The organism is Sphaerisporangium sp. NPDC051011, assembly GCF_040653595.1.
In the GTDB taxonomy this organism is placed as follows: domain Bacteria; phylum Actinomycetota; class Actinomycetes; order Streptosporangiales; family Streptosporangiaceae; genus Sphaerisporangium.
Map to the genome: position 1 here is coordinate 159854 of NZ_JBFAGG010000010.1, position 13631 is coordinate 173484.

Here is a 13631-nt window from a genome sequence, read left to right on the forward strand (position 1 = left end):
CAAGGGTCACCCCAGCGGGAAGAGCGGGGGACGGCCCGCCGCCGTCAGCGCCTCGTTGACCGCCGTACGGAGCGAGGCGAAGCGCCGCAGGTGATTGCGCACGGTTAGGGGATTCCTCCCTATCTTTGCCGCGGCCTGCGGGATGGACAGGCCCTCGGCCAGCGGCGGTGGCAGGTCGGGGTGCCAGCTAGTGTCGGGCGCCGGGCCGTGCAGCCATCCATGGCGAGCGCGGAGGGCTGCCGCGTGGAACTCCGCGTCGGCCGTGAAGTGCTTGTGCAGGCACGCCGTGCTGCGGCCGACCCGTCTCATGGCGGTCCTGAAGTCCAGGCCGTCGTTCACCAGGCACAGGAACTCCGCGTGCCAGGAAGTGTCACGGCGCCTGCTCATCGGGCCTGCCCGAGCAAGATCCGTTCCCACAGGTCCGCGATCTGCGCGTACCTCATCCGAGGGCTATGTGCGACCGCGTCACCGGGCCCCGCGCGCTCAACGTAGCCACGGCCGCCGGCCGACACGAGGTAATACACCACGTGCTGGCACCGGCAGGTCCAGCGCAGCACGCGCCGCCGGTCCTCGGCCGCCGTGGCCCGCTCCCACCGGACGAGCTCGGCGTCGCGGTTCGGGCGCGGGACGTGGTAGCCATGGTCGGCGTGGCCCTCGGTCGCGGTGAGTGTCACGGCCGTTCCTCCCGGCTCGCCAGCTCGGCGACCGCGATGGCGCAGTCCTCACACGTCATATGGTCGGTCGGCGTCCAGATGACCGGCACGCCGCTGATCGCCACGACCGTGGCCTGAGCGGCGCACGCGGCGGCGGCCGGCACGTGCGGGACGGCCGTCCGCCAGGGCACGGCGTGCTGGATCCCGGACGCCCCGACGAACCCCACCGCGTGGCTCGGACCGTGTGCCGGTGGCTCGATCGGTTCCCGTGGTTCCGCCCAGAGGTCATCGACCAGGGAAAGCCGCGGGAAGTAGCCGCCCACCGAGATCCCTGCGTTCGGCCCGAAACCGTACGGATCACGGCCGTCAGGCTCGGCCGCCTCGCCCTCGGGCACGCGCGTGTGCTTGCCGGGACCGCTCATGCCGCCCTCACCGAGGGCCGAACCGAGCGCTCCATCGCTTCCGCCTCGACGTCGCGCATCACCTCGTGCAGCTCGCCGGCGGTGCGGGCGTACACCATGACCGGCTCCTCCGACCACAGTGCGATGGCGTAGAAACGGCGACTCCCCAGGCCGTACATCACGTGCCATCTGGACTCGGCCAGGTCGAGGTGGGTGGCCGCGGCGGTCTGCTCGGGGTCCCACCGGCGCGGCGCGCCCGGCTCGACGTCGGACGCGGGCACCGTGCCCTCGCGGTGCCGTCCGAGGCCCCGGCTCACGCCGCCACTCCTCGCCGGTACGGGTCGCGCCCGCTGTTCCAGGACGGCGTGTCCGGCGCGCGGCCGATCCCGAGGGGGACGGCGGGCGCGACCAACCGGACGAGACGCGAGGCGGCCACGGGCGGGTGGACCCTGCCCGGACGGGACGGCCCGGCGGGCAACGGCCCGTACAAACCGAGCCGCTTACGCGCGTCCAAGCGGGCACGCATCTGCGCCGTGGTGGGGTGCTCCCACTGGTGATGGCGCCGGTGGGGCAGACTGGCGGCGTCGTGCGCGTACGGCGGGTGACCGCACCACCGGCAGCCAAGCGGCTTCGGCGGCGCGTCCGCACGGTGACGCACGCGGATCAACCGGGGCGTTCGACGGCTGTGGACAGTCCTACGATTGGGCATCAGATCGCACCTCCATGCGATCGAGGGCTCGTCCGTGCGCTGGTATCGCCGGGCGGGCCCGTCTTCATGTTGTGGTGGAAGGTGCGACGGCACGGGAGGCCTGCTTTCACCGCGCCGCCGCACCAGCTCAGGCCCAGGTGCATGGGGTGGCAGGCCCTGACCGGAGACCGCGGGACCCAATAACTTCCTGGCCATATCGCTAGTCAAAGTGCTGCGCATGCCAACGCGGGAGGCGGAGAATGCCGGAGAATGCGGGAAGCGACCCGGATACTTTGACTCTCCGGGTGCCCAAGTCCGGCGATTGGTGTAGCTAGTGAGTGAGCAGCGGCGCCCACGGTGGGCAGCGAGGTTGCAAACTGAGCGCGAGGCACGATGCTGGAATAAATACGAAATGGCACGCCAACTTATGCGTGCGGCTGGTCACGACCACGGGTCAGTGGAGTCTTTAGCTCGCCAAATCCGAGACTGGGAGAGAGGTAAGCACTTCCCTCGGGACTGGACGACTGCCTACGCACTTGCCTTCGGAGTATCCAAGGATGATCTCTTCGATAGTCGGTCACCTGCACTCCCAGACACCCGGAGAGGCAGCGTGGCTACGGTGGCGACTACCCCCGATCTCCCATGGGTATGGGAACCGCGATCCACAGCCCACGCCGTCTACGACCTCACCAGAAGTGATCTGATGCTCGACCGTCGTCATGCCGTTAAGGCCCTAGCCATCACGGCCGGCCTTCCCCTCATCGATCCCGTTCAACGCTGGTTGGAAAAGACCCCGGGCGGCCTACCCGTAACCATGCACGCAGGTCGCATCGGCACCGACGAGGTGGCACAACTCGAGGCGACTACCAGCGTCTTTCGCAAATGGGATGACTCGCATGGCGGCGGCCTTGCACGGAAGGCGGTGATCGGCCAACTCAACGAGGTCGCCGACCTGCTACGCGAGAGTCATCCCCACGAGATCAGCATCCGTCTCTACCGCGTGATGGCTCAGCTATCCAAGATCGCCGCAACCATGTCGTGGGACTGCGGCATGCAGACTGCGGCCCAGAAGTACTACGTCCTTGGCCTTCAGGCTGCCAAGCCAGCGGGAGATCGCCCCTTCGGCGCCAGCATTCTGGCGTCGATGGCTCGCCAGCTGCTCTACCTTGAGCAACCTCAGGATGCGTTGGAACTGGTACGCCTCGCCCTGGACGGAGTTCATACCAACGCCACGCCGCGACTACGTGCCATGCTCCACACTCGCGAGGCCTGGGCGTACGCGAGGCTCGCCCGACCAGAAGCGTTCCGGCGCGCGACCGGCATGGCGGAGGACGCCTTCACTGAAATCCGTGCAGATGACCCGGATCCGGATTGGATCACCTACTTCAACGACGCCGAGCTCGCCGGGGTGACGGGCGGCCGATACCTCGAACTGTCCCGGCAGGACGACAGGTATGCGGCCGAGGCCGTTACCTACATAGGCCGAGCGGTGGAGATGCGACAGCGCCGAAGCAGGCGCAGTCTTGCGCTTGATCAGGTCGGACTCGCGTATGCACACCTGCTCAGTGGTGACCTGGACGAGGCTGTCATGGTTGGCAGCGCCGCCACGGAGACGGCGGGACAGGTCCAGTCCGACCGCGTACGGGTGCAGCTCCGCGAGTTCTATCTCGAAATAGCGACTCGGGACGAACCCGTGGTACGGGACCTACGTCAGCACATCCGCGAGACGATTGCACGGTAGGAAGTTGCTTCGCTCGCAAGGAGAGCCCGCATAATGCGTATCGGTGTAACCGGCCACATGAACTTGACTCAGCCATCGGTGGCCCTTGTCTCCGAGGCCGTACGCGCTCACCTGGGCAACGCACGTGGTGAGGTCGTAGGCGTTTCTTGTCTTGCCCGCGGCGCAGACTCCATCTTCGCCGAAGCGATCATTGACCTAGGCGGCACGCTGGAGGTTGTCCTGCCCTCCCGCGACTACCGGGAGGTGAAGGTCAAGCCGGACCATGCCGACCAGTTCGATACCTTGCTGGCGAAGGCTGCGCGCGTCCACGTCATGGACTTTGATCACGCCAGCCGCGAGGCATACATCGCGGCGAACGAGGCGGTGCTGTCGTCTGTCGACGAGCTCGTGGCCGTGTGGGACGGAGTGCCGGGCACAGGTGAAGGTGGAACGGGGGACGTTGTGGCAGAAGCCCGCTCGCAAGGCCTCCCAGTCACCGTGATCTGGCCGAACGGCGCTGCCCGCGGGTAAAGCTGCTGTTCCTCTTGGGTGCGGCGACGCGGGAGGCCTGGAGGTACTCGCGCCGCCGCACGATCACTTTACTGATCCTTCGTCGCACCATGCCATGTCTGGCCCCCCTTGTGATCAGGGGTGGGCACCACCACAATCGGGACCCGCTTCCAAGATCGGTTGGGGGCCCTGTCATGCGGCCCGCCCCCATGATCTTGAAACGCGAAGGGCCCTTAACCCATCTTTGCAGGTCAAAGGCCCTCGTTAGTGGCGGTGGAGGTGGGATTTGAACCCACGGATGGGTTGCCCCATCACACGCTTTCGAGGCGTGCGCCCTCGGCCACTAGGCGACTCCACCGCGGAGCAGCCTACCGGATCCGGGCCACTGCTCGCGCGCCGAAGGTTCGCGAGCGGCGCGCTCAGCGGCGGCGGTCGGCGAAGAAGTCCGTGAGGACGGCCGCGCACTCGTCGGCGAGGACGCCGAGGACGACCTCCGGGCGGTGGTTCAGGCGGCGGTCGCGGATCACGTCCCACAGGGAACCGGCCGCGCCGGCCTTCTCGTCCACGGCGCCGTAGACGACGCGGTCCACCCGGGCGAGCACGGCGGCCCCGGCGCACATCGTGCACGGCTCCAGGGTGACGACCAGCGTGCAGCCGGACAGGCGCCACTCGCCGCGTGCCCGTGCCGCCGCGCGCAGTGCGAGGATCTCGGCGTGGGCCGTGGGGTCCGCACCCGCCTCGCGGTCGTTGCCGGCGGCGGCCAGCACCTCGCCGCCGGGACCGAGGACGACGGCCCCGACCGGTACCTCGCCCCGCCGCCCGGCCTCGACGGCCTCGGCGAGCGCGAGCCGCATGGGCCGCTCGAAGGATGGCACGCTCACAGGAGCGATTCTCCGCCCTCGCCGTGCGCCGCGTCGAAACGCCGCCCGCGACCGCCCGCGACTAGCGGAGGCGGTCGAACTCGTCGGCGAAGGAGAGCTTCTCGGCGATCACCGACAGGGTGTCGGCGGGGAGCACGCCTTCCTCCATGCTCAGCTCCAGCAGTTCCTCGGCGGTCATGCCGAGGTCGCGGAGCAGCTCGAAGTCGCCCGCCGGGCGGACGCCGACGTCGGCCTCCTTGTCGGGGACGACCACCCCGGCCAGCTCGTTGAAGAGCTCTCCAAGGGGGTCGCCCGCGGCGGCGTGGGCATCGGAGAGGAACGCGCGGGGCTCGGCCTCGTCCTCATACCGGACGAGGGCGAACCATTCGTCCTCCACCTCGACGCAGAGGAGGGCGAGTTCCTCCCCGCTCAGCCCGAGGGCGTCCTGGACGGCGTCACCGAGGTCGTCGGCGATCTCGACGTTGTCGAGATCGACCTCGGCCCCGTTCCATCCGTCGGGTGTGCGGACGAAGGCCGCGGCGAACAGTGAGCTGCGGGATGGTCTCGAGGGCATGTTCGCGGCTCCCGAGGTCAGCCGATGGCTGAGTCGACGGCACGTTCAAACGGCTGGGAGAACCCCAGTCGTGCGGCGATGCTGGAAAGCACCTCGTCAGGTAGCAGTTCGAGGTCTCCGGACAGAGCGCCGAGCTCCATCTCGTCGAGCCCGAGGTCGGCGAAGATCGATAGATCTCCCGCGGGGAGGACCATGTCCAGATCCTCCTCCTCGGGCACCGGGACGTCGAGGTACTCGAGGACCTGCTGGGCGAGGGGCCAGTCCCATGCCGCCGTGATGTCGGACAGGAAGACGTCGACGCGCTCACCGAACACCCGTAATGCCACGAAGAAGTCATCCCCAACGGCGACGAGGCCAATCGTGGCGCCCATGCTCGGCTGCTGGCGGAGCGCGTGGATGAGCCCGTGCAGGTCGGCCGTCAGGCCCACGGGCAACATCTCGGCTTCCCAGCGATCGTCCTCGCGGTAGACCACGATGGCGAAGTCAAGAGCGTCTACGTCTGTCATCTTCACCCCACCGACGCGGTTCTTACGGGTGGCAATGCTCCCAGAATCCCCGGGCCCCTGTACGGCCGTCTGGCAAATTGTGATCAAAAACGGGGGGCCACGGCCTGCTTCGGGTGCGATGGCCGGTACCGACCCGCTCGTACCGTTCACCCGGTCCCAAGAGATACCGTTGGCAGCCATGAAGACCCTCGTCGTCGACCACCCGCTCGTCGCCCACAAGCTGACCACGCTTCGCGACGAGCGCACGGACTCCCCGACGTTCCGGCGCCTCGCGGACGAACTCGTCACCCTGCTGGCCTACGAGGCGACGCGGGACGTGCGGGTCACCGACGCGACGGTCACCACTCCGGTCGCCCCGGCCCAGGGCGTGCGGCTGGCGCGCCCGGCGCCGCTGGTGGTGCCGATCCTGCGGGCGGGGCTGGGCATGCTCGACGGGATGACCCGTCTGCTGCCGACGGCCGAGGTCGGATTCATCGGCATGATCCGGGACGAGGGCACGCTGAAGGCGCAGACGTACGCGACCCGCCTGCCGGAGGATCTGTCGGGCCGCCAGTGCTTCGTGCTCGACCCCATGCTGGCGACCGGCGGCACGCTCGCCGCGGCGATCCAGTTGCTGTTCCACCGGGGCGCCGAGGACGTGACCGCCATCTGCCTGCTCGCCGCGCCCGAGGGCCTGTCGTACGTCGAGAGTCTCTTCGCCGACCATGGCAACCCTGTGCGCGTGGTGACGGCCGCTCTGGACGAGCGGTTGAACGAGCACGGCTACATCGTTCCCGGGCTCGGGGACGCCGGCGACCGCCTGTACGGGGTCGTCTAGGTCTCTTGGGGCGTTCGAGGCCCTCGGCGCCCTTGGGTCATCGGAGTCGTCCGAATCCTTTTCCTTCATCTTCCTCTGGTTGACACACGTCTCGTTACATACTGTGTTTCAGTGGGTACACACAGTGATGACGATGTCATTGTGTTCCCGGCATCTCCTGCCGTGGACGCGCACCTGGGAGAGCTATGGACCAGCGGCCCGAGATTGACGCCTATACACAGGTCGAGACCGTGCTTAAGGTCGAGTTCGCCGGGGTTCATCCCGCCGCGACGGTGGCGCGCTGCATCGAAGCGGCTCACCACGGCGCGATGGAAGTCACTGGTTACGCGTACCCGGGCCTGGTGGAGCGGATCGCACGCAAGCACCTCCAGGTGCTCGCCGTGGTCGCCGCCGAGCAGGAGTGACGCAGGTCACATCCAGACCCCTAAAGACTGAGGGGTCAGGATGCGCTTTACCCAGCCCGACTGCTGGGTAATGTATACGGTGGGTGCAGTGGGTGAGTGGTTAACGGAGGCGGCAGTGCAGGTCAAGAAGGTTCTAACGTACGCAGCCATCGCGTTTGTGGCTTTCTACCTGTTCACCAGACCGGCTGACGCGGCTAGCGCGGTCAAGGGAGCAATGGACACTGTGGTGAATGCCGCGGATTCGCTGGCGCTATTCTTCACGAAGCTGACATGAGACTGGTGACCCACGGGGACTCTGCTCCGTCGTCGGTCAACCGTTACCTTCTCCCCCAGGAACACCAGGTCATCATGGTGCGGCGCCACCCGGCCGTGCTGTTGCGACCGGTCGCCGAGGTCTTCGGCGGCCTGGTCCTGGCAGGACTGCTGAGCAAGTGGCTCGGAGGGAACCAGGGCGCACAGGCGTTGGTCATCGTCTGGTGGGCCTGGCTCCTCTTACTGATCCGCTTCGTGTGGAAAGTGGCGGAGTGGTCGGTCGACTACTTCGTGGTGACCTCGAAACGCATGCTATTGACAAGAGGTCTGATAACCCGTCGAGTGGACATGATGCCCCTCGGCAAGGTCACGGACATGAGCTTCCAGCGCTCGTTGCTGGGCCGCATGCTCGGATACGGCGAGTTCGTCCTGGAGTCGGCCGGCCAAGATCAGGCACTGTCGACGGTCCCCTTCATTCCGTATCCGGAGACCTTGTACCTGGAGGTCTGTCAGATGCTGTTCCCCAGCTCTGACGCCGACGATGATTAGTCCACTTTCGTCCTGAATCCCGAGGTGTGAGACAACTTCACCCTCGGGATTCTTGACGTGGGTATACCCCATTCGGCTCCTTCGTGCCATCATGGCGGAACCATTGACCATATCCCCGCCCTAAGAGATCACATGCCGAGTCAGGGAACCATCGGTGATCGCGTCCGCGGACTGCGCCTGAGCAGGCGAATGTCTCAGGCCCAGCTGGCCGGACCCGACCTATCCGACAGTTATGTCTCTCTCATCGAGTCCGGCAAGCGCACGCCTACGCCCGTGGTGGCCCGCCTGCTAGCGGAGCGCCTAGGCTGCACGACCGAGTTTCTGCTGCACGGCATCGAGCCGCGTCAGCGCATCGACACCGAGCTCGGCCTTCGCCACGCCGAGCTGGAGCTCTACCACGGTGACGCGGCCCTCGCCGCTGATCGCTTCGGCGACATCGTCAAGGCCGCGGGTGAGGACAACGCGCTCCTCGCCGCACACGCCCGGCTTGGACGGGCGCGGGCCCTGGAGGCACAGGGCAAGATCGGCCGCGCGGTGGAGGCGTACGAGCGCCTGCGCCGTGAGGCCGCCGCGCACCCCGAGCGGCTGGCCGACGTCCCGCTGACGGTGGCACTGTGCCGGTGCTACCAGAAGGCGGGCGACCTCATGCGGGCACGTGACCTCGGCGCCGAGGCACTGGCCCAGGTAATGGAACTGTCACTTTTCCACGGCGAGGTGGCCGTCGAGCTAGCGGCGGCGCTGGCCGACGCCGAGATCGGCCTTCCGTACGTCGAGCAGGTGCTCGCCTCCACCGGCGTGCCCGTGCCCGACGACCGCACTACGGAGATCCTCTCGCTGTGGCAGGCGAGCGTCTCGGCGGCTGAAGGGGAGGACTCCGCGCTCGCGGTGCACTTCGCCGACGACGCACTCTCCGCCGGGCGGCCGGCGCGGATCGCGCTCCAGGTGGCGAGGGTCGCCATCCGCTGGGCCGAGATCTCCGCCACCAAGACCGTCGGAAACTCCGACCGCATCGACGAGCTGGTCTCGCGTGCCGGTGAGGTCTTCTCCGTCCTGCCCGCCGAGTCGGCGGAGCACGCGCGCAGCCTGATCGTCCTGGCTCGCGTGCGGCTCGGGTCCGGCAACCCCGGCGGCGCGGAGCTCCTCGCCAAGCAGGCCCTCGGCCTGCTGCGGGAGGAGCCGGGGACGGTCGCCGCCCTGGCGCATCTCGTACTGGCCGACGTCGTTTTGGCACGGTCCGAAGGAGGGGCTGAGGCCTGCCTGGAACGTGCGGGCGCGCTTCTGGCCGGGGCGCCGGGGGTGGGCCAGGCGCACGACCGTGAGATCGCCGCCGTGTGGCGTGAACTGGGGGATCTTTGGGGAAGAGCCGGTAACCGACAGCAGCAGACGGCCGCGTACCGCAGGGCATTGGAATCGGTCGGTGTAAGGACGACCGTCGCCGGTGCCGTGACGTCCGCGGTGTCCGCACGATAGACCTCCCCGCCCGGTCTCAGGATTTGGCGAGTAGACTCCGGAATAGTCAAGTTCAACCAATCATTGACTCGTAGGATGATTGGTTTCCCGGAGGAGGCTGACTGTGAGTCTGCGTACGGCGCAGCGGGCTTCGCTCGTCGACCAGGTGATCGAGCAGCTGAAGGACCAGATCACCTCGGGTTCCTGGCACCTGCACGCCAAGATCCCGACGGAGACCGTGCTGGCGGAGCAACTCGGCGTAGGCCGTAACACCGTGCGTGAGGCTGTGCGGGCCCTCACGCACGCGGGCCTGCTCGAGTGCCGGCAGGGCGACGGCACGTACGTCCGCGCGACCAGCGAGCTCTCCGGAGCCGTAGCGCGCCGGCTGCGTGCGGCCGAGCACCTCGAGATCCTCGAGGTGCGCCGGGCCCTGGAGGTCGAGGCCGCCAAGCTCGCCGCCGTCCGGCGCACCAAGGGCGACATCGAACTGATCGAGGCCGCGCTGCTGCGCCGCGAGCAGGCCTGGGCCGAGGCCGAGGCCGACGCCTTCGTGGAGGCCGACCTGGCGTTCCACGTCGCGGTGGTCGAGGCCACGCACAACCGCGTGCTGATCGAGCTGTACAAGGACTTCTCGGCGGCGCTGCGGGCGAGCATCGCGGCGGCGGGCGCGCCGCTGGAGAACGGTCACATCCCTCACGACGCCATCGCCCGGGCCATCGCCGCGGGCGACGCGGCCGCCGCCGAGCGCGCCGGCCACGCCTGCATGGAGCACATCGCGATCGCGCTCAGCGACCCCGCCGAGCTGCTGGACTGACGCCCTTCCCCGAGGGGCCGGGGCGTCAGGCCAGCCGCAGGGACATCACGAGGTAGCGGAACGCGGGGTCGTCCCCGTCGTCGGTGATCAGCACCGGCCGCGTCGGGGACGCCAGGTTGACGAGGACGTTCTCGGTCTCGACGCCCGTGAGGCCGTCGAGCAGGTAGTGCGGCTGGAAGGCGATCTGAATATCGTCGCCTTCCAGCTCGGCCGCCACCGCCTCGGCGCCGCGGCCGATGTCGCCGCCGCCCGCCTGCACCAGCACCTGGCCCTGGGTGAACGACAGGCGGATGGCGCTGCCCCGCTCGGCGACCAGCGCCACGCGCTTGATGGCCTCGATGAACGGCGCCACCGCGACGCTCGCCCTGTTCGACCACTCGTCGGTGAGGCGCGAGCGGTAGTCGATGAACTGGTCGTCCAGCAGGCGGACCGTGGTGGTGCGCCCGGCGCACTCGAACCCGGCGATGCCGTCGCCGAGGCCGATCGTCACCTCGCCGGCGCGCAGGGAGCGGCCGACCTCGACCATCACCTTGGCGGGGATCATGACGCCCGCGCGCTCCTCGGGGCTCTGCGGATTCCACAAAAGGTCGCGCGCGGCGATGCGGTAGCGGTCGGTGGACGCCAAGGAGACCTGGAGGCCGTCGATGTCGACGCGGATGCCGGTGAGCATGGGCAGCGTGTCGTCGCGGCTGGCGGCCACCGCCACCTGGCCGATCGCGGACGCCAGGACGCCGCCCCCGACCGCGCCCGCCTTCCGCGGCATCGGGGGAAGCGTCGGAAAGTCCTCGACGGGCATGGTGAGCAGGCCGAACTCGGCGCCGCCGCAGGTCAGCACGGCCTCGGAGCCCGAGGTGACGATCTGCACCGGCTCGGCGGGCAGGCTCTTGGTGATCTCTGCGAGCAGGCGCCCGGGAATCAGCACCTTGCCGGGCTCGGCGACGTCGGCGTCGATCGAGGCGCGCGCCGAGACGTCGTAGTCGAACACCGAGAGCATGAGGCCGTCGTCCAGCGCGTCGAGCAGGATGCCGGACAGCACGGGCACCGCGGGGCGCGCCGGCAGCGTGCGAGCGATCCATGCCACGGCGTCGGCCAGGACATCGCGGCCCACCTGGAACTTCACCCTGATCCACCCCCTTCGAAACGTCCGTCCTAAAACGGTAGCGCCTGGGTCGGACATTTGAGGGGCGGGCGGCTTAGCCCCGGGTGCCGTTGAGGTAGGCGAGAACGGCCAGCACCCTGCGGTTGTCGTCGTCGGACGGCGCGAGGTCGAGCTTGGCGAAGATGCTCGCGGTGTGCTTGGCCACGGCGCTCTCGCTCAGGTACAGGCGCTGCGCGATGGCGGCGTTGGAGCGTCCCTCGGCCATCAGTTCGAGCACCTCGCGCTCGCGCGGGGTCAGCCGTCCGAGCGGCTCGTTCCTGGCGTTGCTGGCGAGCAGCCGGGCGATCATGTCGGGGTCCATCGCGGTGCCCCCGCCCGCGACCCGGCGTACGGCGTCGACGAACTGGCCCGCGTTGAAGACGCGGTCCTTGAGCAGGTAGCCCACGCCGCCGGTGCCGTCGGCGAGAAGCTCGCGCGCGTACAGCTGTTCCACGTGCTGGGACAGGATCAGCACCGGGAGCCCAGGAATCGACCGCCGGGCGGCGAGCGCCGCCTGCAGCCCCTCGTCGGTGAAGGTCGGCGGCAGGCGTACGTCCACGACCGCGACCTCGGGGCGCTCGTCGAGCAGCGCCTTGAGCAGCTCGGGCCCGGACTCGACCGCCGCGACGATCTCGAACCCGTGCGCCTCGAGCAGGCGCACCAGCCCTTCGCGCAGCAGGTACAGGTCTTCGGCCAGGACGACCCTCATGCGCAGGCCTCGCCGGCCGCCTTGAGCTGCCGGGACACGCGCATCCCGTAGGCGGCCATGCCGCCGCCGAGGGCGATCATGGCGAAGATGACCGGGAACTGGAGGACCTCGGGCAGGTAGAGCGCCAGGAACCAGCTCCGCTCGTCGACCCCGAAGATCTTCATGACCAGCGCGACGAGGCCCTGGGGGAACAGCGGGAGCCAGAACAGTCCCCAGCAGACCGCCATCAGCCGCACCTTCCGCCGCGGGACGACACCCCCGCCGACGATGCCCGGGAACGCCCGCGGGATCTCCACGACGGCCGTGGTCGGCCCTCCCTCAGGGCTGTTCAGCGCGAGCACGCCGTCGAACGCGGCCAGCCTGCGCTCGATGCCCTGGAGGCCGCTGCCCTTGGACGGGTCGGCGCCGCCGTGGCCGTCGTCGGTGACGGTCAGGCGCAGCGCGGCCCCCCGGTTGCTGATGTCCACCGCGACGGAGCGGGCGTCCGCGTGCCGGCCGGCGTTGGCGAGCAGCTCGCTGACCACGAAGTACGCGGCCGACTCGACCGGCGCCTCGGCGCGCGCCGGCAGGTCGACGCTCACGGTGACCTCCAGCGGGCTGTCCAGGGCGACGGCCCGCACGGCGTCGCCGAGCCCGCGCTCGGCCAGGACCGGCGGGTGGATGCCGCGGACGAGCTGCCGCAGCTCCACCAGCGACGCGGCCGACGCCTCGCGCACCTTGGCGATCAGCGCCTTGGCCGCCCGCGGGTCGGACTCCACCAGTTCCTCCGCCGCCCCGAGCGTCATGCCGATCGCGACCAGGCGGGCCTGCGCGCCGTCGTGCAGGTCGCGCTCGATGCGCCGCAGCTCGGCGGCCTGCGCGTCGACGGCCTCGGTGCGCGCCTGGGTGAGGTGGCGCACCTCGTTCAGCAGCCGGGCCCGCCGTGTGGGGGCGAGCAGGAGCTTCGTCCACAGGCCGTGCACGCGCGGCACGTGGGGCGCGATCAGCACGCCGCACGCCACGAGGACCAGCCCGGCCAGTATCTCCACCGGCTGCGCGACCCTGGCGAGCAGCACGCCGTACCCCACCATGAGCAGAGGGGACGCGGCGATGAGGCCGCCCACGACCGGCTCGGCGATCAGCCAGGCGTAGTCGCGCCAGGTCGCCGGGTCCTTGAGCATCCAGTCCAAGGTCCGGTTGAAGTTGGGGATCAGGGACGTGCGGTAGAGCTGCCTGCCCTCGCGGTACCACCCGTCGCGCTGGGGCACGGGCGGCGGCGGCGCGGGTCGGTACGGCGCGTCGATCATCACGCCGGCCCACATCCCCGCGATCCGGCGTGCCTGGCGGGTGCGCCCGCGGACCATCCGCACGCTCCACGGGAACAGGAAGACCAGGCCGAGGCCGAAGGTCAGCGTGAACGCCACGAGAGCCGGGGCGAGGATCACCACCTGCGTGGCGGCCAGCCCGAACAGCACGAGACCTCGGGCGAAACCGGTCAGCGTCCTCACAATCATGCGGACCAGTCTGCGTCACCAGGGGCTTGGTTCCCAGTGACGGTGGATGCCCGAATGGGGTGTACCTAGGTACACCCTCGTCCGGGCGGCAGCC

Annotated in this window: 19 protein-coding genes and 1 tRNA gene; 8 read left to right on the forward strand and 12 right to left on the reverse strand. The window is 69.2% G+C overall.

The genetic code is table 11. The annotated features are described in order from the left end of the window. Positions 1 to 6: 6 nt before the first annotated feature. Genes AB0H21_RS23780 through AB0H21_RS23800 form a run of 5 tightly spaced genes read right to left on the reverse strand, consistent with a single transcriptional unit; the run spans position 7 to position 1580 of the window. Positions 7 to 387 carry a hypothetical protein gene (locus AB0H21_RS23780; RefSeq protein ID WP_358520171.1) on the reverse strand — a complete coding sequence of 127 codons (381 nt, stop codon included), beginning with the start codon at positions 385 to 387 and terminating at the stop codon, positions 7 to 9. Continuing rightward, a complete protein-coding gene (locus AB0H21_RS23785) occupies positions 384 to 674 on the reverse strand; it encodes a hypothetical protein (protein ID WP_358520174.1) in 291 nt (96 codons plus the stop codon). The genes AB0H21_RS23780 and AB0H21_RS23785 overlap by 4 nt, the downstream gene beginning before the upstream one ends. Then, positions 671 to 1075: a hypothetical protein gene (locus AB0H21_RS23790; RefSeq protein WP_358520176.1), complete on the reverse strand. Its 405-nt coding sequence runs from the start codon at positions 1073 to 1075 to the stop codon at positions 671 to 673. Before AB0H21_RS23790 ends, AB0H21_RS23785 begins: the two co-directional genes overlap by 4 nt. Continuing rightward, complete coding sequence (locus AB0H21_RS23795; protein WP_358520179.1) at positions 1072 to 1371, reverse strand: hypothetical protein; 300 nt, start codon at positions 1369 to 1371, stop codon at positions 1072 to 1074. Before AB0H21_RS23795 ends, AB0H21_RS23790 begins: the two co-directional genes overlap by 4 nt. Then, complete coding sequence (locus tag AB0H21_RS23800) at positions 1368 to 1580, reverse strand: hypothetical protein (RefSeq protein WP_358520182.1); 213 nt, start codon at positions 1578 to 1580, stop codon at positions 1368 to 1370. Before AB0H21_RS23800 ends, AB0H21_RS23795 begins: the two co-directional genes overlap by 4 nt. An 865-nt stretch (positions 1581 to 2445) precedes the next feature. Between AB0H21_RS23800 and AB0H21_RS23805 the strand changes: the two genes are divergently transcribed. Both AB0H21_RS23805 and AB0H21_RS23810 read left to right on the forward strand, forming a co-directional pair. Further along, a complete protein-coding gene (locus tag AB0H21_RS23805; RefSeq protein ID WP_358520185.1) occupies positions 2446 to 3483 on the forward strand; it encodes a hypothetical protein in 1038 nt (345 codons plus the stop codon). Positions 3484 to 3513: 30 nt separating this feature from the next. Next, on the forward strand, positions 3514 to 3993 hold the full coding sequence (locus AB0H21_RS23810) for a hypothetical protein (RefSeq protein WP_358520616.1): 480 nt from the start codon (positions 3514 to 3516) through the stop codon (positions 3991 to 3993). 247 nt (positions 3994 to 4240) lie between these two features. Here AB0H21_RS23810 and AB0H21_RS23815 read toward each other — a convergent pair. From AB0H21_RS23815 to AB0H21_RS23830, 4 genes are all read right to left on the reverse strand, one after another. Then, positions 4241 to 4330 (reverse strand) — tRNA-Ser (locus tag AB0H21_RS23815). Positions 4331 to 4391: 61 nt separating this feature from the next. After that, on the reverse strand, positions 4392 to 4826 hold the full coding sequence (gene tadA / locus AB0H21_RS23820; protein WP_358520619.1) for a tRNA adenosine(34) deaminase TadA: 435 nt from the start codon (positions 4824 to 4826) through the stop codon (positions 4392 to 4394). A gap of 88 nt (positions 4827 to 4914) precedes the next feature. Beyond that, positions 4915 to 5406 (reverse strand): tRNA adenosine deaminase-associated protein, encoded by a 492-nt coding sequence (locus AB0H21_RS23825; RefSeq protein WP_358520188.1) that lies wholly within the window; start codon positions 5404 to 5406, stop codon positions 4915 to 4917. 17 nt (positions 5407 to 5423) lie between these two features. Further along, positions 5424 to 5912, reverse strand: coding sequence for a tRNA adenosine deaminase-associated protein (locus tag AB0H21_RS23830; RefSeq protein WP_358520191.1), 489 nt, complete (start codon positions 5910 to 5912; stop codon positions 5424 to 5426). A gap of 178 nt (positions 5913 to 6090) precedes the next feature. Between AB0H21_RS23830 and upp the strand changes: the two genes are divergently transcribed. The 6 genes from upp to AB0H21_RS23860 all read left to right on the forward strand — a co-directional run bounded on the left by upp (position 6091) and on the right by AB0H21_RS23860 (position 10197). Then, complete coding sequence (gene upp, locus AB0H21_RS23835; protein WP_358520194.1) at positions 6091 to 6729, forward strand: uracil phosphoribosyltransferase; 639 nt, start codon at positions 6091 to 6093, stop codon at positions 6727 to 6729. 185 nt (positions 6730 to 6914) lie between these two features. Further along, on the forward strand, positions 6915 to 7133 hold the full coding sequence (locus AB0H21_RS23840) for a three-helix bundle dimerization domain-containing protein (RefSeq protein ID WP_114030003.1): 219 nt from the start codon (positions 6915 to 6917) through the stop codon (positions 7131 to 7133). Between the two features lie 40 nt (positions 7134 to 7173). Beyond that, positions 7174 to 7407 carry a hypothetical protein gene (locus AB0H21_RS23845; protein WP_358520197.1) on the forward strand — a complete coding sequence of 78 codons (234 nt, stop codon included), beginning with the start codon at positions 7174 to 7176 and terminating at the stop codon, positions 7405 to 7407. Further along, positions 7404 to 7934: a PH domain-containing protein gene (locus tag AB0H21_RS23850; protein WP_358520200.1), complete on the forward strand. Its 531-nt coding sequence runs from the start codon at positions 7404 to 7406 to the stop codon at positions 7932 to 7934. Before AB0H21_RS23845 ends, AB0H21_RS23850 begins: the two co-directional genes overlap by 4 nt. 132 nt (positions 7935 to 8066) lie before the next feature. Then, positions 8067 to 9404 (forward strand): helix-turn-helix transcriptional regulator, encoded by a 1338-nt coding sequence (locus AB0H21_RS23855; protein ID WP_358520202.1) that lies wholly within the window; start codon positions 8067 to 8069, stop codon positions 9402 to 9404. A 103-nt stretch (positions 9405 to 9507) separates the two neighbouring features. Further along, complete coding sequence (locus AB0H21_RS23860) at positions 9508 to 10197, forward strand: FCD domain-containing protein (protein ID WP_358520205.1); 690 nt, start codon at positions 9508 to 9510, stop codon at positions 10195 to 10197. 25 nt (positions 10198 to 10222) lie between these two features. On the opposite strand, the gene dnaN is transcribed toward AB0H21_RS23860, so the two are convergent. From dnaN to AB0H21_RS23875, 3 genes are all read right to left on the reverse strand, one after another. Continuing rightward, the gene (gene dnaN / locus AB0H21_RS23865; RefSeq protein WP_358520208.1) at positions 10223 to 11317 is read right to left on the reverse strand and encodes a DNA polymerase III subunit beta; all 1095 of its coding nucleotides are present in this window, start codon (positions 11315 to 11317) and stop codon (positions 10223 to 10225) included. Between the two features lie 73 nt (positions 11318 to 11390). After that, positions 11391 to 12044, reverse strand: a complete 654-nt coding sequence (locus AB0H21_RS23870; protein ID WP_358520210.1) for a response regulator transcription factor — start codon at positions 12042 to 12044, stop codon at positions 11391 to 11393. Then, positions 12041 to 13537: a histidine kinase gene (locus AB0H21_RS23875; protein WP_358520213.1), complete on the reverse strand. Its 1497-nt coding sequence runs from the start codon at positions 13535 to 13537 to the stop codon at positions 12041 to 12043. Before AB0H21_RS23875 ends, AB0H21_RS23870 begins: the two co-directional genes overlap by 4 nt. Positions 13538 to 13631 lie beyond the last annotated feature (94 nt).